At 70.7% G+C, this 21916-nt stretch carries 20 protein-coding genes; 13 read left to right on the top strand and 7 right to left on the bottom strand.

Going from position 1 to position 21916, the window contains the following annotated elements; all coding sequences use genetic code 11:
* The first annotated feature begins 163 nt into the window (after positions 1-163).
* The 9 genes from ACLLJJ_RS03615 (at position 164) to ACLLJJ_RS03575 (ending at position 11806) form a co-directional block, all read left to right on the top strand.
* Positions 164-2329, top strand: coding sequence for a hypothetical protein (locus ACLLJJ_RS03615; protein ID WP_434587801.1), 2166 nt, complete (start codon positions 164-166; stop codon positions 2327-2329).
* Between the two features lie 73 nt (positions 2330-2402).
* On the top strand, positions 2403-3914 hold the full coding sequence (gene pelF / locus ACLLJJ_RS03610; RefSeq protein ID WP_434587800.1) for a GT4 family glycosyltransferase PelF: 1512 nt from the start codon (positions 2403-2405) through the stop codon (positions 3912-3914).
* On the top strand, positions 3911-5272 hold the full coding sequence (locus ACLLJJ_RS03605) for a hypothetical protein (protein WP_434587799.1): 1362 nt from the start codon (positions 3911-3913) through the stop codon (positions 5270-5272). The genes pelF and ACLLJJ_RS03605 overlap by 4 nt, the downstream gene beginning before the upstream one ends.
* Before the next feature lie 30 nt (positions 5273-5302).
* Positions 5303-6316, top strand: a complete 1014-nt coding sequence (locus ACLLJJ_RS03600; protein WP_434587798.1) for an SDR family NAD(P)-dependent oxidoreductase — start codon at positions 5303-5305, stop codon at positions 6314-6316.
* 79 nt (positions 6317-6395) lie between these two features.
* A complete protein-coding gene (locus ACLLJJ_RS03595; RefSeq protein WP_434587797.1) occupies positions 6396-7109 on the top strand; it encodes a nucleotidyltransferase family protein in 714 nt (237 codons plus the stop codon).
* A gap of 7 nt (positions 7110-7116) precedes the next feature.
* The gene (locus ACLLJJ_RS03590; protein WP_434587796.1) at positions 7117-8019 is read left to right on the top strand and encodes an NAD-dependent epimerase/dehydratase family protein; all 903 of its coding nucleotides are present in this window, start codon (positions 7117-7119) and stop codon (positions 8017-8019) included.
* Between the two features lie 68 nt (positions 8020-8087).
* A complete protein-coding gene (locus tag ACLLJJ_RS03585) occupies positions 8088-8732 on the top strand; it encodes a spherulation-specific family 4 protein (RefSeq protein ID WP_434587795.1) in 645 nt (214 codons plus the stop codon).
* Positions 8729-9535, top strand: a complete 807-nt coding sequence (locus ACLLJJ_RS03580; RefSeq protein WP_434587794.1) for an endo alpha-1,4 polygalactosaminidase — start codon at positions 8729-8731, stop codon at positions 9533-9535. Before ACLLJJ_RS03585 ends, ACLLJJ_RS03580 begins: the two co-directional genes overlap by 4 nt.
* Positions 9536-9748: 213 nt before the next feature.
* Positions 9749-11806 (top strand): phosphocholine-specific phospholipase C, encoded by a 2058-nt coding sequence (locus ACLLJJ_RS03575; protein WP_434587793.1) that lies wholly within the window; start codon positions 9749-9751, stop codon positions 11804-11806.
* Positions 11807-11974: 168 nt separating this feature from the next.
* On the opposite strand, the gene ACLLJJ_RS03570 is transcribed toward ACLLJJ_RS03575, so the two are convergent.
* Positions 11975-12244 (bottom strand): hypothetical protein, encoded by a 270-nt coding sequence (locus ACLLJJ_RS03570; RefSeq protein WP_434587792.1) that lies wholly within the window; start codon positions 12242-12244, stop codon positions 11975-11977.
* A 635-nt stretch (positions 12245-12879) separates the two neighbouring features.
* Between ACLLJJ_RS03570 and ACLLJJ_RS03565 the strand changes: the two genes are divergently transcribed.
* Entirely contained in the window at positions 12880-13278 is a 399-nt protein-coding gene (locus ACLLJJ_RS03565) for an SSI family serine proteinase inhibitor (RefSeq protein ID WP_434587791.1), read from the top strand.
* A gap of 37 nt (positions 13279-13315) precedes the next feature.
* Here the strand turns inward: ACLLJJ_RS03565 and ACLLJJ_RS03560 are convergent, their stop codons facing one another.
* From ACLLJJ_RS03560 to ACLLJJ_RS03540, 5 genes are all read right to left on the bottom strand, one after another.
* Positions 13316-13474, bottom strand: a complete 159-nt coding sequence (locus ACLLJJ_RS03560; RefSeq protein WP_434587790.1) for a hypothetical protein — start codon at positions 13472-13474, stop codon at positions 13316-13318.
* Between the two features lie 99 nt (positions 13475-13573).
* Positions 13574-14527, bottom strand: a complete 954-nt coding sequence (locus ACLLJJ_RS03555) for a cytochrome c oxidase assembly protein (RefSeq protein WP_434587789.1) — start codon at positions 14525-14527, stop codon at positions 13574-13576.
* A gap of 109 nt (positions 14528-14636) precedes the next feature.
* Positions 14637-15662: a 6-phosphofructokinase gene (locus ACLLJJ_RS03550; protein ID WP_434587788.1), complete on the bottom strand. Its 1026-nt coding sequence runs from the start codon at positions 15660-15662 to the stop codon at positions 14637-14639.
* A 180-nt stretch (positions 15663-15842) separates the two neighbouring features.
* Complete coding sequence (locus tag ACLLJJ_RS03545; RefSeq protein WP_283519534.1) at positions 15843-16571, bottom strand: type 1 glutamine amidotransferase; 729 nt, start codon at positions 16569-16571, stop codon at positions 15843-15845.
* Positions 16572-16610: 39 nt separating this feature from the next.
* Positions 16611-17849, bottom strand: a complete 1239-nt coding sequence (locus tag ACLLJJ_RS03540; RefSeq protein WP_283519535.1) for a MurT ligase domain-containing protein — start codon at positions 17847-17849, stop codon at positions 16611-16613.
* A 149-nt stretch (positions 17850-17998) separates the two neighbouring features.
* Here ACLLJJ_RS03540 and def point away from each other — a divergent pair, with 149 nt between their 5' ends.
* Entirely contained in the window at positions 17999-18556 is a 558-nt protein-coding gene (gene def / locus ACLLJJ_RS03535; protein WP_434587787.1) for a peptide deformylase, read from the top strand.
* A 7-nt stretch (positions 18557-18563) separates the two neighbouring features.
* Here def and ACLLJJ_RS03530 read toward each other — a convergent pair whose 3' ends face one another.
* Positions 18564-19211 (bottom strand): TetR family transcriptional regulator, encoded by a 648-nt coding sequence (locus ACLLJJ_RS03530; RefSeq protein ID WP_434587786.1) that lies wholly within the window; start codon positions 19209-19211, stop codon positions 18564-18566.
* Between the two features lie 165 nt (positions 19212-19376).
* Here ACLLJJ_RS03530 and ACLLJJ_RS03525 point away from each other — a divergent pair, with 165 nt between their 5' ends.
* Together ACLLJJ_RS03525 and ACLLJJ_RS03520 are read left to right on the top strand one after the other, a co-directional pair.
* Complete coding sequence (locus tag ACLLJJ_RS03525) at positions 19377-20603, top strand: acyl-CoA dehydrogenase family protein (protein WP_434587785.1); 1227 nt, start codon at positions 19377-19379, stop codon at positions 20601-20603.
* A gap of 83 nt (positions 20604-20686) precedes the next feature.
* Positions 20687-21913 carry an IS30 family transposase gene (locus ACLLJJ_RS03520; RefSeq protein WP_434587784.1) on the top strand — a complete coding sequence of 409 codons (1227 nt, stop codon included), beginning with the start codon at positions 20687-20689 and terminating at the stop codon, positions 21911-21913.
* Positions 21914-21916 lie beyond the last annotated feature (3 nt).

Below are 21916 nucleotides of genomic sequence, written 5' to 3'. Positions count from 1 at the left end.
CGCCAGGTTTCACGATGCCCTCACAAGACCTCCATTGCGCCCCTCAGTATGTGATCCGACAGAGCGGGACAGGGGGGCGGCTTCGAGAGCGTCCATCCCGCTGGGGGGTGGGGGCATGCCGGCTGTGTATCCGGCATGCCCCTTCCGGGGAGGATCCATACACATGAGCCGTACGGCCAGACTTGCCGCCTTGTCCACGCTGTCCGCAGCCACATTGATGCTGACACTCGTCGCACCGGCCTCCGGCGCCGCCGCGGCGCCGGATCCGCGTATCGACCTGAAAGTCCTGGTGGTGAGCGACGGTGGTCCGGCCACCGCCGCGATCGCCGCCGAACTCGACGGCGCGGGCACGCCGTACACCACCGTCGATCTGTCCCGCCAGGACCGACCGGTGATCAACGGAAGCTTCCTCGCCGACACCGTCGACGGGCGCCCGCGGGCCAAGTACCAGGCCGTGGTGCTGCCCAACGACAATCCCTTCCCCGTGGACTCCGCGGAGATGACGGCGCTCGTCTCGTACGAGAAGGCCTTCGCCGTGCCACAGGTCGACGCCTACACGTACGCCAGGCCGGAGGTCGGGCTCAACTACCCCGCCAACGGCGGCTACAGCGGCTCCCTGGACGGCGTGAGCGCGGGGGTGACCGCCGCGGGCAAGGCCGGGCCCTTCGGCTATCTCGACGGAGCGGTCCCCTTCGAGAACAACTCGCCGACGGTGGGCGAGAGTTACGCCCATGTTGCCAAGCCCCTGCCGGGGACGGCCTTCACCAGTTACGTGGACGCACCGATCCCGGGCACCCAGGAGCGCGGCTCGATCGTCGGCGAGTACCGCCACGACGGCCGCCGCGAACTGGTCGTCGGCTTCGTCTACAACCAGTATCAGAACCAGTTCCGGCTGCTGGCCCGGGGCATCGTCGACTGGCTCACCCAGGGCGTGCGGATCGGCGCCTCCCACAACTACTTCGCGGTCCACGTCGACGACGTCTTCGCCGCCGACGACCGCTGGGACACCGAGCTCAACTGCACCCCGGGCGATGTGGACTGCGCCCCCGGCCAGGGCGGCGAGCCCGACCCGATCCGGATGACGGCAGCCGACGCGCAGTACGCGACGCAGTGGTCCGCGGCCAAGGGATTCACCCTGGACATGGCGTACAACGGTGGTGGCAGCGAGCTCTACAAGGAAGAGCACGCCGGCGCCGACCCGCTGGCGCAGCAGCTCACCGCGGACAAGAACGCCTACCGCTGGATCAACCACACCTACAACCACCCCTTCCTCGGCTGCGTCCAGAACGTCACGGTCGTCCCGTGGATCTGCGCCAAGAACCCCGACGGAAGCACCAAGTACGTCACCCGGGCCGAGATCTCCGCCCAGATCAGCGACAACCGCGCCTGGGGCGAGCGCGCCGGACTCCCGCAGCAGAACGGCGAGTTGATCACCGGTGAGCACTCGGGGCTGAAGATCCTGCCGCAGCAGCCGAACGACAACCCCAACCTCGCGCCCTCGCTCGCCGACAACAACATCACCTCGCTCGGCTCCGACAACTCCCGCGACCGCGTGCAGCGGCAAGTCGGCCCGGCGCTCACCGTGCCCCGCTACCCCATGAACGTGTTCTACAACGCGGGCCGCGTCACCGAGCAGATCGACGAGTACAACTGGATCTACTCCAGTGCGGCCCAGGGCGGCAGCGGCGTCTGCGAGACCGCGCCGGGCACCACCTGCCTGAGCGAGCCCCTCGACACGGTCACCGGATACGCCGACTACATCGTGCCCCTGGAAGTACGCATCGGGCTCAGCCATGTCCTCGCCAACGACCCGAGGCCGCACTTCATCCACCAGTCCAACCTGGCCGAGGACCGGATCGCCTACCCGGTGCTCGACCGCATCATCAACGACTACAGGGCGCTGTACGCCGACAACACCCCGCTGGTCAATCTGCGCCAGCAGCAGATCGGCGAGGAACTGCGCGAGCGGGCCGCCTGGGACACCGCCGTCAAGGCCGGCCAGGTGACGGCCTACCGAATCGGCAACGCCGTCACGGTGCGCGCCCCCAGCGGCATCCGGGCCATCGCCACACTGCCCACCGGCACCCGGCAGAATCTGCTGCTCGGCAGCCAGGCGTTCGGCAGCCCCTACGCCGGATCGCTCTCCGGGCGGGCCACCCCCGGGCTGCTCCAGGACCGGGTGACGCTCACGCTGCCCGCCGGCACGGTCCCGCCGTCCGTGAACAAGGTGAGCCAGCCGGGCAACGCGCAGCCCATGCAGCGCAGCGCCCCCCGTCTGCCGGTGCCCGCCGGAGTCCTCAAGCGGATCCTCTACGGCGTCACGGGCTGACCCGCACGACCGGCGTACCACGCGCCACCCGCATCCCTGTCACCGCACGCATCTCCCGGGGGATCAGCTCGTCATGCCCGATCTACTCCGCCCGCTCTCATCCGGCGCGGCCCGGGTCACTCTCCTCACCGAAGGCACCTATCCGCACAGCCACGGCGGCGTGAGCGTGTGGTGCGACCAACTCGTCAACGGCATGCCCGACTTCGACTTCCGCGTCATAGCGGTGACCGGAACCGGACAGGAGCCGCTCGCCTGGGAGCTGCCCGGCCATGTCGCACCACCCGTCACCGTCCCCATGTGGGGACCCGACCCGGTCGGCGCCCGGCCGCGCGGCCGGCGCAAGCGGCAAGTGATGGCCGCGTACGAGCGTTTCCTCACCGCACTCCTGGACCCCGCGGCGGAGGACCAGTTCGGGCCCGCACTGCATCAACTGGCCCACGCGGCCAGGGACGGCGTGCTCGCGCCCGCCCTGCGTACCGACCAGGCCGTCCGCGTCCTGGCGGCCGTCTGGAACCGCCCGGACCTGGCGGTGCACGCCGCCAGGCCGTCCCTGCACGACGCCCTGACCGCCACCGATCTGCTGGAGCACGCCCTGCGCCCGCTCGCCGCCACGCCGCCCGAGCGCGGGGTGTCGCACGCGGTCAGCGGCGGCCTCGCGGTGCTGCCCGGTCTCATCGGGCAACAGCTGCACGGCGTACCGCTGTTGCTCACGGAGCACGGCGTCTATCTGCGGGAGCGCTACCTCGGCTACCGCACCGGCCCCTACCGGTGGCCGGTCAAGGCACTGCTGCTCGGCTTCTTCCGGCTGCTGGCCGAGGAGACGTACCGCACCGCGGCCCTGATCACCCCGGGCAACCGCTACAACCGGCTCTGGGAGGAACAGGGCGGCGCGGCACCGCACTTGATACGTACCGTCTACAACGGCGTCGACCCTGCGGCCTTCCCGGCCGCCGGGCCCGAACCGGACGTCCCCACCCTCAGCTGGGCGGGCCGCGTCGACCCGATCAAGGACCTGGAGACCCTCATCAGGGCCTTCGCCCTGGTCAGGGCCGAGATACCGGACGCCCGACTGCGGCTCTTCGGCGGCACACCGCGCGGCGGCGAGTCCTACCGGGAGCGCTGCGAGGCGCTCGCCGCGGAGCTCGGGCACGCGGACGCCGTCGCCTTCGAAGGGCGTGTGGAGGACATCCGCGACGCCTACGCTGCAGGCAACGTCGTGATGCTCTCCAGCATCAGCGAAGGCTTCCCCTTCACTCTGATAGAAGCCATGTCCTGCGGACGCGCCACCGTCTCCACGGACGTCGGCGGAGTGCGCGAGGCAGTCGGCGAGACCGGTCTCGTGGTGCCGCCCCGCGAGCCCCAGGCCATGGCCCGCGCGGCCCTGGAATTGCTCCGCGACCCGGTGCGCCGGTCCGCCATGGGAGAGGCCGCGCGGCTGCGCGTCATCGAACAGTTCACCCTCCGCCAGACCATCGACACCTTCCGCGCGATCTACACCGAACTCGCGCGGGGCACCGAGGACACCGCCGTCGACACCGGCGCCACCGCATGGCGCGAGGACCGGCACGCGGAAGCCATCGGATGAGCGGCCCACTGCGCCTGGTGCCGGGGGAGGGCGGAAGCCTGCCCGCCCTGCCCCGTCCCCGGTCCGGGACCAGGGGCCGGCCCAGCTGGGCCGAAGACCCCATCGACGAGCTCGCCGACCGCCTGATCGAGCCCGTCGCCGCGGCCGTCCACCCGTACGAGGTCGCCGCGCTCCTGGAGTCCGACGGCATGACGGGTGATCAGATCAGCGCCCGCTACGCACGACCCGACCTGTTCACACTCGCCGAGGACCTGTACGCCCGGGTCCCCAGGCACTACCCCGAACCACCGCCCACCGCCGACCCCTGGCGCCCCGACCACCTGCGCTGCGCACTCCGCGGAATCGTCTTCGCGCTCCCCGGCCTCGCCTACGTGCTCGGCGCCGGCCTGTGGGCCGGACCGGCCGCCGCCAACGGGCTCATCGCCGCCGGTCTCGCGGCCTGGGCCTGGAACCAGGCACTCAGCCACCGCGCCTTCCTGCGCCTCGGCACCGGAGGAGCGTCCGCCGCGGCCCGCGCCCTGCGGCTCGGCGCCCCGGTCGGGGCCCTGCTCGCCAGTGTGGTCGCGCTGCTCATCGCCGGGCCGGGCCCGGCAGCGGTCTTCGCCGCCGGACAGTCCTGCTACCTCGGCGCGGCGACCGTACTCCTGGTCCTCGGCCGCGAACGGGCCCTGCTGCTCGCGCTGCTGCCCATCACCGCGGGCGCGGTCGCCACCCTGGTGTGGCAGCCGCCGACCGCGGTGGTCCTGGTCCTGCTGTTCGCCACCATGGCGCTGACCGTGCTGGCGGCCGGCCACGGCATACGGGCCGGTCTGCTCTCGGGCCCGGCCCCCACCGCCCCGGCGCCCGGCCTGCGGCGCTCCTTGCCGTATGGGCTGTTCGGCCTGGCGGCCGGGGTGCTGGCGGTGCTCACCGGCGCCGACGACCCGCACGCCGTGCTGCTCCTCACCCTGAGCATGGGCTTCGCCGAATGGCTGCTCTACCGCTACCGCGGCCTCGCGGTGGCGGCCCTGCGCGCCAGCACCGAACCGCGCGGCTTCACCCTGCGCGCCGCCCGCGCCCTCGGACTGTGCCTGGGCGCCTACCTTGCGCTGCTCGCCGTCGGAGCCGTGCTCGCCGGAACCGCACCGGCCGCACTGCTCGGTCTCGGGGCCGTGCTCTGGACCGCCCTGCTGCTGCAGGCGTTCGGGGTGGCCTGGCCGCCCGCGGCCGTGTGTCTCACGGCGGCGGCGGGCGAAGCCGCCGCCGCGGCCACCGGGCTGCCCACCGGCCCCGCCCAACTGCTCTGTCGCTTCATCGCGGCCGTTGCCCTTCTCGTCCTTGCCTGTCGCTTTCTCGGCCGGCCCACAGCGCACCGCTGATCCCCGCATCCGTATTCGGAGGAGCACCCCGTGACCGCATCCGCACCCGCGTCCCCGCTCGTCGCCGTCACCGGCGCCGAGGGCTTCATCGGCTCCCACCTCACCGAGACCCTGGTCGCCGCCGGCTTCCGGGTCCGCGCGATGGCCCAGTACAACTCGTTCTCGTCCTACGGCTGGCTGGAGACCCTCTCCGCCCAGACCCTGGACCAGGTCGAGATAGTCCTCGGCGACGTCCGCGACCCCGGTTCGGTCAACCAGCTGGTCGAAGGCGCCGAGGCCGTCTACCACCTCGCCGCCCTCATCGCGATCCCGTACTCCTACCAGGCCCCGCACAGCTACGTGGACACCAACGTCACGGGCACCCTCAACGTCCTCGAAGCCGTGCGCAGACACGAGACGCCCCGCCTGGTGCACACCTCGACCAGCGAGACGTACGGCACCGCGCAGACCGTGCCGATCACCGAGGACCACCCCATCAACACGCAGTCCCCGTACGCCGCCTCGAAGGCGGGCGGTGACCGGCTGGCCGACAGCTACCACGCGAGCTTCGCCACCCCGGTCGTCACCCTGCGCCCCTTCAACACCTTCGGCCCGCGCCAGTCGATGAGGGCGGTCATCCCGACCGTCATCGGCCAGGTCGCGGCGGGGGAGCGGACCATCACCCTCGGGGACCTGCGGCCCACCCGCGACTTCCTGTACGTCAAGGACACCGCCCGCGCCTTCCTCGCGGCCGGCACCGCGCCCGCCGCCGCCGTCGTGGGACGCACCTTCAACGCCGGTACCGGCGGCGAGATCTCGGTGGGGGACCTCACCCATCTCATCGGCAAGCTGATGGACACCGACCTCGACGTGCGCGAGGACGAACAGCGCATCAGGCCCGCGGCATCCGAGGTGATGCGCCTGGTCGCCGACGCGTCCCGGCTGCGCGCCGCCACCGGCTGGCAGCCCGAACTCAATCTGGAGCAGGGGCTGACGCACACCATCGAGTTCTTCCGCGACCCGGCGAACCTGTCGCGCTACAAGACCGGCATCTACAACATCTGACCCGGCCGGCGCCCACGACGTACGCAGACACGAAATTCCGGCACAAGGCTCACCCGCACACGACGTACAGGGGACTTCGATGCATGCAGTGATCCTCGCCGGTGGCAAGGGCGTCCGGCTGCGGCCGTACACGACCGCGCTGCCCAAGCCGCTCGTACCCATCGGCGACCAGCACGCCATCCTGGAGATCGTGCTCCGCCAGCTCGCCTCGTGCGGCTTCACCACCTGCACGATCGCCATCGGCCACCTCGGCCACATCATCCGCGCCTACGTCGGCAACGGCTCCCAGTGGGGGCTGCGCGTCGGCTACTCCACCGAGGACAGCCCGCTCGGCACCATGGGCCCGCTCCTCACCATGATGGACCGGCTGCCCGACAACTTCCTGGTGATGAACGGCGACATCCTGACCGACCTCGACTACGGGGACGTACTCAAGCAACACCAAGCGTCCGAAGCCCCGTTGACCGTCTCCACGTACGCCCGCAAGGTGTCCATCGACTTCGGCGTCCTGACGACCGAGTCCGGCAAGGTCGTGGGCTTCAAGGAGAAGCCGAGCATCGACTACCGCGTCTCCATGGGTGTGTACGGACTCACCCGCGACACGCTCGCCCACTACACCCCGGGGCTGCCGCTCGGCTTCGACGAGCTGGTCCTGGACCTGCTCGCCGCCGAAACGCCGCCGCACGCCTACGAGTTCGACGGCTACTGGCTCGACATAGGGCGACCGGACGACTACGACCGGGCCAACGCGGAGTTCACCACCCACCGCGGCCTGCTGCTCAAGGGGGCGTGAGCGGGTCATGCGCATTCTCGTCCTGGGCTCCACCGGATTCCTGGGCGGGCACATCGCCGAGCACTTGCGCGCCCTGCCGGGCGTGCGGCTGCTCGTCGGTGGCCGGTCCCCGGCCGCCGATGTGCCGCTCGATCTGACCGCCGACCCCGACGTCCTCGCGGACGCGCTGCATGTCGTCGCACCCGCCGTCGTCGTCAACTGCGCGGGCCTGGTGACCGGCAGCTCCGTCCGGCTCACCGACGTCAACGCCCGCGGGCCCGCCGCGCTGTGCGAAGCGCTTCGCAGGGTGGCGCCCACCGCCCGCCTCGTCCACCTCGGTTCGGCCGCCGAGTACGGGCCGACCCCACCCGGCGAAACCGTCGCGGAGGACGCCGCGACCCGCCCACAGGGCCCGTACGGCGCCACCAAACTCGCCGGCACCACGGCTGTCACCGCCGCCGGTCTCGACGCGGTGGTGCTGCGCGTCTTCAACCCGGTGGGCCCCGGGGCGCCCGCCGCCGGACTGCCCGGACGGCTCGCCGGTGAGCTGCGCCTGGCCGGCCCGTCGGGGACCGTGCGGGTCGGCGACCTCTCGGCGTACCGGGACTTCGTCGACGTACGGGACGTGGCGCACGCGGCGGCCCTCGCGGCGACCGCTCCCGGACCGCTGCCGCCGGTACTCAACATCGGCAGCGGACACGCCACCGTGGCCCGTGACCTCGCCGACGGGCTGGTCGGGGCCGCCGGGTTCGACGGCAGCATCGAGGAGACCAGCCAGGGATCGGCCCGCTCGTCCGCCGTCTCCTGGCAGTGCGCGGACATCACGGCCGCCCGGTCCGCACTGGGCTGGCAGCCGAGGCGCACGCTCGCACAGTCACTGACCGACCTGTGGCAGTCGCTGCCCCCGGTCGCTGTCCCGGCAGCCCGGTGAGCGCGCCGCCGCAAACGGCCCCAGGGCCGCAAGCACTCCCGGGGCCGCCGACCAGGCTCCTCGTCCCCATGTACGTCCACCCCGCCGTCGACCCCGAGGCCTGGTGGACGCTCGTCGACTCCGCGCCGCTGCTGTATGGCGTGGTGCTCAACATCGCGGACGGTCCGGGCACCGCGCCCGAGCCGTCGTTCACCGCCGCCGCCCGCGCTCTGCGGGCGGCGGGGGTGCGTCTCCTCGGATACGCCGACACCGACTATGGCCACCGGTCGCTGCGGTCCATCACCGCCGACTTCGACCGCTACCGCGACTGGTACGCCACCGACGGCTTCTTCCTGGACCAGGCCGCGTCCGAACCGGCCGCGGTACGCCGCTACCGGCGCATCACCCGGGCCGCGCGCTCCCGCGGCGGCCGAACCGTCGTCCTCAACCCGGGGACCTATCCGGCACCCGGCTACGCGGCGTTCGTCGACCTGCTCGTCACCTTCGAAGGCGACTGGACCGCGTACTCCGCCGCGCCCGCAGCGCCCTCCTGGACCGCCTCCCACCCGCCGGAGCGCTTCTGCCATCTGATCCACGGCGTACCGCCCGGCCTGTGCGGTCTCGCCGCCCGCACGGCGGCACTGCGCCGCGCCGCCGTGCACTGCGCGGTCCCGGGCCACGGCCCCAACCCCTGGTCGCTCCTGCCGCCCGCCCTGCACCGGAAGGTTCCATGACCCGCCCGCACGCCCTGTACCCGCTGGTCCTGCTCAGCTGCCTCGCCCTGCTCGCCGCCTGCTCGACGCCCGCGCCCCGCCCCGCACCCGCGCCGCCCCATCACCGGGTGTGGCGCCCTTCGGTGGGCACGGCCTGGCAGTGGCAGCTCGACGGCCGCGTCGACCGCCGGGTCGATGTCCCCGTCTACGACATCGACGGATTCGAGAACGACGCCGCCGCCGTCGACCGCCTGCACGGGGACGGCCGCAAGGTGATCTGCTACATCAACGCGGGTGCCTGGGAGTCCTTCCGCCCCGACCACCGGGACTTCCCGGCTGCCCTCCGGGGGCGCAGCAATGGCTGGGCCGGTGAACGGTGGCTCGACATCCGGCAGTTGGACGTCCTGCGCCCGCTGATGGCCAAGCGCTTCGACATGTGCCGTGAGCGGGGGTTCGACGCGGTGGAGCCCGACCTGATGGACGCCTACCTCAACGACACCGGCTTCCCGCTGACGGCCGCCCACCAGCTCGCGTACAACCGCATGCTGTCCTCTCTCGTCCGCTCGCGCGGCATGTCCGTCGGCCTGAAGAACGACCTGCCGCAGATCCCGCAGCTGGTGGGGGACTTCGACTTCGCGGTGAACGAGGAGTGTGCGCAGTACGACGACTGCGCGGCGCTCGCCCCCTTCGTGAAGGCGGGCAAGGCGGTGCTGCACGTGGAGTACGCGGTGCCGGTCGGTGATTTCTGCGAACGCTCCAGGAAGCTGGGCCTCAGCTCGATGCGCAAGAAGCTGAACCTTGGGGCGTGGCGCCAGCCGTGCTGAGGGCGGGGGCGCCCGTGGCGGGCCCGTCCCCTACCGGCCCCTCCCGAGACCGGGAGCCGGGGTCCGGATCGGAGATCGGGTTTCGGGAGGGGCGGGCGGGGGAGGAGCGCCGCAGGTACGCAACGCATCCCACCCCGCCCTTCCTTTTCGATTGCCCCTCTTGGACACTCGGCATGCTCACGTTTCCCCCCACCCCAAGAGGTCCCCGCACTCATGCCTGAAATCAATCGCCGCCGCTTCCTCCAGATCGCCGGCGCGTCGGCCGGGGCCGCCGCCCTGGCCGGCAGCATCGGCCGGGCCGCGGCCATCCCGGCCAACCGCCGCTCGGGCACCATCGACGATGTCGAGCACATCGTCGTCCTGATGCAGGAGAACCGGTCCTTCGACCACTACTTCGGCGCGCTGAAGGGCGTCCGCGGGTTCGGCGACCCGCGCCCGGTTCAGCTGCCCAGCGGCAAGCCCGTCTGGTACCAGTCGGACGGCGTGAAGGACGTACTGCCCTACCACCCGGGCGCCGACAACCTCGGGATGCAGTTCATCGCGGGTCTCAACCACGACTGGGCGGGCGGCCACAAGGCGTGGAACCGGGGCAAGTACGACAACTGGATCCCCGCGAAGTCGCCGGGCACGATGGCGTACCTGACCCGCGAGGACATCCCGTTCCACTACGCGCTGGCCGACGCGTTCACCGTCTGCGACGCCTATCACAGCTCGTTCATGGGAGCCACTGACCCCAACCGCTACTACATGTTCTCGGGCCACACCGGCAATGACGGCAAGAACGGCGGCCCGGTCCTCGGCAACGACGAGCTCGGCTACGACTGGACGACGTACCCGGAGCGGCTGGAGCAGGCCGAGGTCTCCTGGAAGGTCTACCAGGACATAGGCGACGGTCTGAACGCCGCGGGCAATTGGGGCTGGGGCGAGGACGCGTACCGCGGCAACTACGGCGACAACTCGCTGCTGTACTTCAACAAGTACCGCAACGCCAAGCCCGGAAACCCGCTCTACGACAAGGCCCGCACCGGCACGGACGTCAAGAAGGGCGGAGGTTTCTTCGACCTCCTCAAGGCCGATGTCGCCGCCGACAAGCTCCCGCAGATCTCCTGGATCGCCGCCCCGGAGGCCTTCACCGAGCACCCCAACTTCCCGTCGAACTACGGTGCCTGGTACATCTCGCAGGTGTTGGACGCGCTCACCTCCAACCCGGAGGTGTGGGCCAAGACGGCCCTGTTCATCACCTACGACGAGAACGACGGCTACTTCGACCACGTCCCGCCGCCCCACCCGCCGGCCTCCGCCGCCCAGGGCCTGTCCACCGTGGACACCACGCTGGACAACTTCGCCGGCAACGCCAGCTATGCGGCCGGCCCCTACGGCCTCGGTCAGCGCGTGCCCATGCTTGTCGTGTCCCCCTGGAGCACCGGCGGCTTCGTCTGCTCGGAGGTCTTCGACCACACCTCCATCATCCGGTTCATGGAAAGCCGCTTCGGCGTCGGCGAGCCCAACATCTCGCCCTGGCGTCGCGCGATCTGCGGAGACCTCACCTCGGCCTTCGACTTCGGCTTCCAGGACAACGCCCCCGCCGCGCTCCCGGACACCGACGGATACACCCCGCCGGACAAGGAGCGGCACGACAGCTACGTGCCCAGGCCGCCCGCCAGCCCCGTCCTGCCCAAACAGGAGAAGGGGGCGAGGCCGGCCAGGCCGCTGCCGTACGCGCCCCTGGTGGACGGCTCGGCGTCGCCGTCCACGGGCAAGTTCACCCTGACGTTCAGCGCGGGCGGGCAGGCCGGGGCGTGTTTCTCCGTCAGGTCGGCGAACCGCACGGACGGGCCCTGGACCTACACCACGGGGGCCGGCAAGAAGCTCTCCGACACCTGGGACTCGAAGTACTCCAAGGGTGCGTACGACCTCTCCGTGTACGGCCCGAACGGCTTCCTGCGCACGTTCAAGGGCCCCGGCACCACGGCCGGTCCGGAGGTGAGCGCCCGCCACGACGCCGCCAGTGGCCGCATTGTGCTGACGCTGACGAATGCGACGGGCGCCGACATCCACCTCACGCTCACGAACGCGTACGGCGGGAAGAAGGAGACATTCGCGGTGCGGGCGGGCGGCAAGGTGGTGCACCCGGTGGACCTGCGGGGGAGCAGGCGCTGGTACGACCTGTCCGTGGTGTCCGACAAGGACGCCTCGTTCCTGCGCCGGTTCGCCGGGCACGTGGAGACGGGTGAGCCCGGTGTGAGCGACCCGGCGATCATCACCGGCTAGTCCCACGGCGCCGTTGACGCGCCTCGCGGCGGGGGAGGGGCGCCGGGCCGAGTGGCCGCGCCGGCCCGGTCGACCTGTCGACATCCGGTGCACCCGCCGCTGGTGGTGTCCCGGCCCCCCGAGGAGAGTCGGGGGCCGGGACGTCTGAGGGGAAGGGGGGCCGACGGCTCAGCGGGGCAGCGTGGTCGAGTCCACGAAGGCCGGCACGGCCGCCTGCGGCTGGTTGCGCGCGGGGCCGTCCGGCGGGTCCCAGGCGTTGGTGTGCCAGACGTTCCGCATGAATGCCGAGGGCTTCTTGGGGATCCGGTCGGCCGGTCCGCGGTAGTCCCACAGGACGTTCTTGTTGCCGTTGTCGTCGTAGCTCCAGAAGGTCACCGACCCGGGCTGCCAGTCGAACATGAAGGTGCGGTACTGGGTGGAGGAGTTGAACCCGGGCACCGGGGTGACGCTCGCTGGGCTGCCCGGGGGAGCAGGGGCCGCCGAGCTGCGTGGCGTAGCAGTTGCAGAGGACCCGGCCGGTTGCTGGCGATCTCCACCGAGCTGCCCGGGCCCACACCGGGCCGGGCGTTGAGAAGCAGCCGCAGCGCCTTGCCGTCGGTGGCTCCGGAATCGTTGACGATATCGGCGGGGCCACCGGGGGCCGAGGTCTTCGAGAAGTACGGCGAGGGGCCCGTCCACTGTTCGGTTATCGGTGCGGCGACAGCCTGGGACGTTCCCAGGGCGAAGGCCATGGTGGCCGCCGAGACGGTGGTGAGCCGGCGGGTCCGCCGGGCCCTCCTGGCCGCCTGCGCCGGTGAACGTGTGTGCTTCATGCATGTCTCTCCCTCATGCATGCCGTGCATGCACCTGCCGGTGACGCTGCTCCGAGAACGTCCTTGAGAGCGCTCTCACCGTGCCCCCGGAGTGGCGCCGCGTGGCGTACATGTCAGTGGTCTAGACGAGGCGCGGGGCTCTTGCGGGAGAGACGCGGGCCGTGCGCCCGTACGGGGGACAGTGCGGCGTGGCCGCTTGCGGGCCGCTGTCGCGCCGGATGGCCTGGGCTCTCCCCGCCGCCGAGCCCCCAGGAGTTCCGGATGACACCCCGAGCCGCCCTCTTCGCCGCCGCGCTGCTCACCTTCGCGGCGGCTGCCCCGGCCGTCGCGGTGCAGCCGGCCGAGGGGTCCGCCCCGACCCGCGGTCTGTACCTCGCCCTCTCCGGGGCCGAGCGCACCTGGAGCCGCAGCGTCATCCTCGTCTGCCCGCCCGGCGCCGAACCGCCGCACCCCCATGCCCGCGCCGCCTGCGACGCCATCACCTGGGCGCGCGGCGACCTCGACGCGCTGCGGGGCGAACCGCACGCCTGCACCATGGAGCTCGACCCGGTGACGGTGAGCGCCACGGGTCGCGGGCAGAGCAGGCCCAAGGCCTGGCGCAAGACCTACACCAACGCCTGCGTGATGGACGCGGCCACCGGCCCGGTCTTCCGCTTCTGACCCGCGGCACGCCCGCGTCGCGCGGTGCGGAGACGTTTCAGCTGCTGCGCGACGCGACCATCCCGAGTGTCACCAGACCGAGCACCACCCAGCCGAACCACAGCCAGCCGTTGCTGCCGAGTGCCGCCGTGTACGCCGTGATGACCACCAGCGTCCCGACAGTGAGCACTCCCATGGACTTCGTGGAACCGGGCATGCGCGCCCCCTCCTTCGGAGTGGAGGCCCATCGTCACCCGTGGAACGCTCCGGCGCTACTGTGCCTACCGGATGCGCACGTCCGAAAACCGCTGGAGGGCTACCTGCCCCGCGCGTTCAGCGAGGCCAGGTAGGCGTTGTACGCCACCAGCTCCTTGTCGCCGTCGCGGTCGGCGGCGCGGTCCGAACGCCGCGCCACCCGCTGCTCGGACCGGTACCACTGGAAGACCAGCGCGATCAGGACCAGCACGGACGGGATCTCGCTGAACGCCCAGGCGATGCCGCCCGCCGCGTTCTGGTCGGTCAGCGCGTCGATGCCGAGAGACGCGGGCGGGTTCTCGTACGTGCTGATCATGGGCTGGGTCGCCATCATCAGGGCGATGCCGAAGAACGCGTGGAAGGGCATCCCGGCGAACAGCTCCAGCATCCGCATCACATAGCCGGGGCGGTGCGGGCCCGGGTCGATGCCCATGATCGGCCAGAAGAAGACCAGGCCGACGGCGAGGAAGTGCACCATCATCGCGAGGTGCCCCGGCTTGCTCTCCATCAGGAAGTCGAAGAGCGGCGTGAAGTAGAGCCCGTACAGGCTCGCGATGAACAGCGGGATGGTGAACGCCGGGTGCGTGACGATCTTCATGTAGCGGCTGTGCAGCAGCATCAGCAGGATCTCGCGCGGGCCCTTGCGGTTGCCGCGTCCCGCCACCGGCAGTGCGCGCAGCGCCAGGGTGACCGGGGCGCCGAGCAGCAGCAGGATCGGGGTCAGCATGCTGATGATCATGTGCTGCACCATGTGCACGCTGAACATGACCATGCCGTAGTCATTGAGCTTGGTGCACATCACCAGCGCGATGCTCAGCACGCCGATCACAAAGAAGATCATCCGGCCGGCCGGCCAGCTGTCGCCCCGCCGGCGCAGCCGCGCCACACCCCACCCGTAGAGACCCAGCGCCAGCACACAGCTGATCAGGAAGAAGGGGTCCGGGGAGAACTCCAGGCCCCGTCCCAGCGTGAACGGCGGCAGATCCACGTTCATGCCGTGCCCGCTGTGATCCATCTGTCTCTCCCGAGGGGGTTACCCATTTCGTGCCGGTTGTCCGCTCCAGACTAGAACCGCCCCCGGCCACAGTTGCGGCCGGGGGCGGTCGGTGGAACGGGCAGCGAGATCAGAGCACGCACTCGGCCTCGGCGTACCGCTCGCTCGGTACGGTCTTCAGCGTTTCCACGGCCTCGGCCAGCGGAACCATCGTGATGTCCGTGCCGCGCAGCGCCGTCATCATGCCGAACTCACCGCGGTGCGCCGCCTCCACCGCGTGCCAGCCGAAGCGGGTCGCCAGCACCCGGTCGTACGCCGTCGGTGTCCCGCCGCGCTGGACGTGGCCGAGGATGACCGGTCGGGCCTCCTTGCCGAGGCGCTCCTCCAGCTCGACGGACAGCTGCGTGGCCACGCCGGTGAAGCGCTCGTGGCCGTAGACGTCCTTGACGCCGACGTCGAACTCCATGGAGCCCGCGCGCGGCTTGGCACCCTCCGCGACCACGACGATCGCGAACCGCTTGCCCGCCGAGAAGCGCTTGCCGACCAGCGCGGTCAGCTCGTCGATGTCGAAGGGCCGCTCGGGGACGACGATGGCGTGCGCTCCGGCCGCCATGCCCGAGTGCAGTGCGATCCAGCCGGTGTGCCGCCCCATGACCTCGACGATCAGCACCCGCTGGTGCGACTCGGCGGTGGTCTTGAGCCGGTCCAGGGCCTCGGTAGCCACTCCGACGGCCGTGTCGAAACCGAAGGTGACATCGGTCGACGAGATGTCGTTGTCGATGGTCTTGGGTACGCCGACGATCGGCAGCCCGGCCTCGGCGAGCAGGTTCGCCGCCTTCAGCGTGCCCTCGCCGCCGATCGGGATGATCGCGTCGAGGCCCAGGTCCCTGACATGACCGCGCGCCTGCTCGACGCCGCCGCGCAGCTGCGCGGGCTGCACCCGCGAGGAGCCGAGGATTGTTCCGCCGCGGGCCAGGATGCCGCCGACCGCGTCCAGGTCGAGCTTGCGGTAGTCGCACTCGAGGAGGCCCTTCCACCCGTCGTGGAAGCCGATGACCTCGTCACCGTGGTCGACGACGGCGCGGTGCACGACCGACCGGATGACGGCGTTCAGGCCGGGGCAGTCGCCGCCGGAAGTGAGTACACCAATTCGCATGCCCATAAGACCTTTGCAACGTGGGCCGAAGACCGGACCACGTCGTCCGGGTTGGATCCCGTCACCCTACTCGCGCAGGGTGACGGGACCGAACCGGACGTCCGACTGCTGGACACCGCAAATTCTGTATGAACCCACCAAAGGCCCGCCGGTGGGTCGGGCGGCGGGTCGGGCGCCGGCTCAGGCGGGCTGCGTCGCTGCGCCGATGCGCTCGGCGCGCAGCGCCTCGTACCACCGGTCGTCGGCGGGCGGCAGCGCGTTGACGTCCAGGGCCAGCTTCAGCAGCAGGTCCGCGATGAGCGGGTTGCGCGCCAGCACCGGGCCGTGCATGTACGTACCGAAGACGGTGTCGTTGTACGCGCCCTCCGTGCCGTCGCCCGTTCCGTTGCCCTTGCCGATCTGCACCCGGGCGAACGGCCGCGCCGTCGGGCCGAGATGGGTGATGCCCTGGTGGTTCTCGAAGCCGGTCAGCTGCGGGAGGTTCAGCCGGTCGTCGATGTCGCCGAGGACGTCGCCGACGCACCGCTCGCCCTCACCGCGGGTGCTGACCACGTCGAGCAGCCCGAGGCCCTGCTCGCGCTCGCCGAGGTCGTTGACGAACTCGTGGCCGAGGATCTGGTATCCGGCGCAGACCGAGAAGACGATCGCGCCGTTGGACACCGCGCGGCTCAGACCGCCGTCACGGCGCAGCCGCTCGGAGGCGAGTCGCTGCGGCCGGTCCTCGCCGCCACCGATCAGATAGATGTCGCCCGAGGTGGGGATCGGCTGGTCGCTGCGTACGTCCACACGCTGCACGTCGAGGCCGCGCTGACGGGCCCGGCGCTCCACGACCAGGGCATTGCCCTGGTCGCCGTACGTGCTCAGCAGGTCCGGGTAGATCCACACCAGGCGCAGGCTGCTGTCGCTCATGCTTGCTTGTCCATTTCTTCCGGTGTACGCGGCCTGGTCCTAGTTGCCGACGCGGCGGCGCAGGTCCTGGAAGGCGGTGTAGTTGGCGATCGTCTCGATCCGCCCGGGGGGCGCGAGCTGCACGGCCTCGTCGAGGGTCTCGCAGACCCGGAAGTCCAGGTTCGCGACCTCCAGGCGCACGGCCAGGTCCAGCTTGCGGTCGCCGAGCACGAAGATCGGGTGACCGGCGAGCCGGGTGTAGTCGACGTCCCACAGCCACGAGGTGTCCGTGCCGTCCGCGCCTCGCGCGTTGACGGCCAGGATCACCGGGGTGGGCGGCGGGTCGATCAGGGAAAACGTTTCGAGCCAGCCCGCCGGGTTCTTCGCGAGGAGCAGTCGCAGGTCGCGGTTCTGGAACTGCACCACGTCGTAGCGCCCCGCCACCGCCTGCACCTGGTACATGCGCTCCAGCGCCACCTGTGGCGGCACACCGAAGGTGGCGGCGACCGCGGCCGAGGTGGCGGCGTTCGCCTTGTTGGCGCGGCCCGGCAGCTGAAGATGGATCGGCCAGGCCGAGCCGTGCGGGTCCAGGACGTGATCGCCGCTCAGCACCCAGCTGGGGGTGGGACGGCGGAAGCCGCAGTCGCCGCAGTACCAGTCGTCGCCGGGGCGCTGCATCACACCGCCGCAGGACGGGCAGGACCAGGCGTCGTCCTTCCACTCCTGGCCGGCCGCCACCCACACCACATTGGGGGAGGACGAGGCGGCCCAGACGATCAGCGGGTCGTCCGCGTTCGCGATGACCACGGCCTTGTTGCCCGACAGCCCCTCGCGCCAGTGCTCGGCGAGCATCCGCGTCTCGGCGGCCCGGTCGAGCTGGTCGCGGGAGAGGTTGAGCAGGGCGATCGCCTTGGGCGTCACATCGCGTGCGACACCGGCGAGGTACTTCTCGTCGACCTCGATCACGCCGTACTTCGCGTCCGAGCCGCCGGCCAGAGCGGAGGTGATGCCCGCCGGCATGTTGGCGCCCAGCGCGTTGGAGACCACCGGGCCGCTGGCCCGCAGCGCCTCGGCGATCAGCCGGGTCGTCGTCGTCTTGCCGTTCGTCGCAGAGACAAGCACGACGTCGAGATGCTGGGCGAGCCGCCCGAGCAGATCGGGGTCGAGCCTGAGCGCCACCTTGCCGCCGATCACGGATCCGCTGCCGCGTCCCGCGGCGCGGGACACCGCCGCCGCCGCCTTGCCTGCCGTCACGGCCAGCTTGGCCCGCGGCGACAACGGCTCCGTGTTGCCTGCCATCGTCACTGATCCTCCTTGCATCCGGCGCCGCACTTGCCCCAGGTCCACCGGTCAACAGTCCGGGCTCAGCCTATCGAGATCCGGCCGTGGCCCCGAACCGCGGCACCGCCCGAGAGCTGTGGTATCTGGCGGAACGTAGGCTTACGGCCATGCGACATCGCCCAATTCCCGGCAGTTCCGGGCTCGTACGACCCATGACCATGCTGGGTGATCCGGTGCTGCATGCCACCTGTGAAGCCGTGACCGAATTCGGCCCCCCGCTCGCCGGTCTTGTCGAGGACATGTTCGCGACGATGTACGCGGCCGACGGGGTCGGCCTCGCGGCGAACCAGATCGGCCTGCCGCTGCGCGTCTTCGTATACGACTGTCCGGACGACGAGGACGTCCGCCACGTGGGACACATCGTCAACCCACGCCTGATCGAGGCGGAGGCCGACGCCATCACCGTACGCGGTCCCGAGGGCTGTCTGTCGCTGCCGGGCGTGGAAGCGGGCACCGAACGCTTCGACCACACCATCGTCGAAGGGGTGTTGGTCACGGGCGAACCGGTACGGATCGACGCCACCGGCTTCTTCGCCCGCTGCCTCCAGCACGAGTGCGACCACCTGGAGGGCCTGGTCTATACGGACCGGCTCACCGGGTGGCGCCGGGTGCGGGCGCTGCGGGCCGCGCGGCGGACGGGCCGGGGTGCGGCGCCGAAGGGCTGAGCGGGGCTCAGAAGCCGGGGCCGCCCGCGCGGTCGCCCGCGGCGGCCAGCCTGCCCCACAGCAGGTCCGCGAGGCTGGACACCAACTGGGCGCGGGAGCAAGGCCGTTCGCCCAGCCACCAGTCGCCGGCCGCGTGCATCATGCCGACGATTCCATGTCCCCACACCCGGGCGAGCTGCTCACTGCCGGGGCCCAGGTCCACCCGCTCGGCGATGACTTTCGCCAGCTCCTCGCCGAGCCTGCGCAGCAGTGGCGCCGAGTGCCGGCCGACGTCGAAGCCCTGCTCGGGCTGGTACGCCTCCTCGGAGGGGTGCATCAGGAACCGGTAGACCTGCGGGCGGGCCTCGATCGCCGCGAGGTAGGTGTCGAGCGTCGCCTCCACCCGCTCGCGCCGCTCGGCCGGCGCGTCGAGCGCCGCCCGCAGTGCGTCGAGCAGGGCGTCGGTGTGGCGCTTGGCCAGGGCGCGGTAGAGACCGCCCTTGTCGCCGAAGTGCCGGTAGAGAATGGGCTTGGTGATCCCGGCCTCGGCGGCTATGGCGTTCATGGAGGCCTGTGGGCCGTCCCGGAGAACCACGCGGTCGGCCGCTTCGAGCAGTTCCCGCCGTCGCCGTGCGGCCGCGGAGCGCTGCTGCGCATCCTGCTGTGTGGTGTCCATGGTGTGTCTCCCCGCCCAAGCGATTCCGTAACGCCCCGAAAACGTAACACTGTGGCCAAGGCCCATGCCGATCCGCCCGGCAGTGGTTGACAGGGCCTACTTGCCAGTAACAGACTCGGGTTACCGTAAGTAACGTTTGATTTTGAACGCAGTGCTGGAGGGGACATGGCCGAGTTCACGCTCGAACTCAACGATGACCAGAAGCAGGTCCGCGACTGGATCCACGGATTCGCCGCCGATGTGATGCGCCCGGCCGCCGCCGAGTGGGACGAGCGTGAGGAGACTCCCTGGCCCGTCATCCAGGAGGCGGCCAAACTCGGCATCTACTCCCTCGACTTCTACGCCCAGCAGTTCTTCGACCCGACGGGCCTCGGCATCCCGATGGCGATGGAGGAGCTCTTCTGGGGCGACGCGGGCATCGGTCTGTCCATCGTCGGTACGGGCCTGGCCGCCGTCGGCGTCCTCGCCAACGGCACCGAGGAGCAGATCGGCACCTGGATCCCGCAGATGTACGGCGACGCGGCCGACGTCAAGGTCGCCGCCTTCTGCTCCTCGGAGCCCGACGCGGGCTCCGACGTGTCCGCGATGCGGACCCGAGCCGTGTACGACGAGGCCAAGGACGAGTGGGTGCTCAACGGCACCAAGACCTGGGCGACCAACGGCGGCATCGCCAATGTCCATGTCGTGGTGGCCCTCGTCGACCCCGAGCTCGGCACCAAGGGCCACGCGTCGTTCATCGTCCCGCCCAACACCCCCGGCCTGTCCCAGGGGCAGAAGTTCAAGAAGCACGGCATCCGGGCCTCGCACACCGCCGAGGTCGTCCTGGAGGACGTACGCGTTCCCGGACACTGCCTGCTCGGCGGCAAGGAGAAGCTCGACGAGCGCCTCGCCCGTTCCCGTGAGCGTGCCAAGAAGGGCGGCGAACGCGTGAAGAACGCGGCGATGGCCACCTTCGAGGCGTCCCGCCCGGCGGTCGGCGCGATGGCCGTGGGCACCGCCCGCGCCGCGTACGAGGTCGCACTCGACTACGCCAAGACCCGTGAGCAGTTCGGCCGTCCGATCATCGACAACCAGGGCATCGCCTTCCAGCTCGCCGACATGCGCACCCAGATCGACGCGGCGCGGCTGCTGGTGTGGCGGGCGTCCTGGATGGCGTCGGCGGGCAAGCCGTTCACCTCGGCCGAGGGCTCCATGTCCAAGCTGTTCGCCAGCGAGACGGCCAAGACGGTCACCGCGCAGGCCGTGCAGATCCTCGGTGGCAACGGCTACACCCGGGAGTACCCGGTGGAGCGCATGCACCGGGACGCGGCGATCTACACCATCTTCGAAGGCACCAGCGAGATCCAGCGCCTGGTGATCGCCCGCACCCTGTCGGGCATGCCGATCCGCTGAGCCACGCCCGAGAGTACGAAAACGCCGCCCCCGCCTCATCTTGAGTTCTAACGGTCGTCGCAACACCCGACTTCGGGAACGCGATGGACTTCGAGATCCGCAAGATCCGCTCATCTCAGGGACGCAAGAAGCTGACCCGGGAACGGGAGGCATACTCCCTGCTCATGCAGCAGGGAGTCAGCAGCCGCGAGGCATGCGAGATCGTCGGGATCAACCGGCGGACCGGCATGCGCTGGCGCAACGGATCGGCACCAACGAAAATGAGACCCGGCTTGCCCGCACACAGAGTGCGGGCAAGCCGGGTCGATTCGTTGTCTCGGTACCTGACACAGGACGAACGCCTCTACATCGCCGACGCGGTCCGGGAGAAGACGACGGTCCGCAAGATCGCAGCGAACCTGAAGCGGAGTCCCTCGACCATCAGTCGCGAGATACGGCGCAACCAGCACCCGGCCAACGGCCAGTACAGGCCCTACGCCGCTCAGGCCCGTGCCGAGGCCCGGCTGCCCCGTCCGAAGCCCGCGAAGATAGCCCAGAACGCCGAGCTGCGTGACTACATCCAGGACCGCCTGGGCAGGCGCTGGAGCCCGGAGCAGATCGTTCACCTGCTCCGCAGGGACTTCCCCGACCGCCCGGAGATGCACGTGGTCCACGAGACGATCTACCAGGCCCTCTACGTCCAGGCCCGAGGCGAGATCCGCAGAGACCTCGCCCGCGCCCTCCGCACGGGACGGGCCCGCCGCAAGCCGCACCGCCAGTCCAACAAGCGACAGCCCCGGTTCTCCACACCCATGGTGATGATCAGCGAACGGCCGGCCGAAGCCGCAGACCGAGCCGTCCCGGGCCACTGGGAAGGCGACTGCATCGTCGGCCCCAGTCACCGATCCGCCATTGGCACCCTTGTCGAACGCAGCACTCGCTACGTGATGCTGGTGCACCTGTCATACGGGCACAGAGCCGAGCACTTCCACGTCGCCCTGGCGAACACGGTGAAGTCGCTTCCGCCGCAGCTGAAGAGGTCCCTGACCTGGGACCAGGGCAACGAGATGGCACGCCACCACGTCTTCTCCACCGCGGCCGACATGCCGGTCTACTTCTGTGAACCGGGCAGCCCCTGGCAGCGAGGCTCGAACGAGAACACCAACGGCCTGCTCCGGCAGTACTTCCCCAAGGGCACCGACCTCTCTGCCCACACCCGCGAGGAGCTGGACATCGTGGCCGCTGAGCTCAACAGCCGCCCACGCAAAACGCTCGGCTGGGAAACCCCAGCCGAGCGTCTGTCTAAACTGCTCGCGCCCGCCTCACTCTGACCC

The sequence above is a fragment of the Streptomyces sp. A5-4 genome, from assembly GCF_051131715.1.
GTDB lineage: Bacteria > Actinomycetota > Actinomycetes > Streptomycetales > Streptomycetaceae > Streptomyces.
This window is presented reverse-complemented; position numbering and strand designations above follow the sequence as displayed.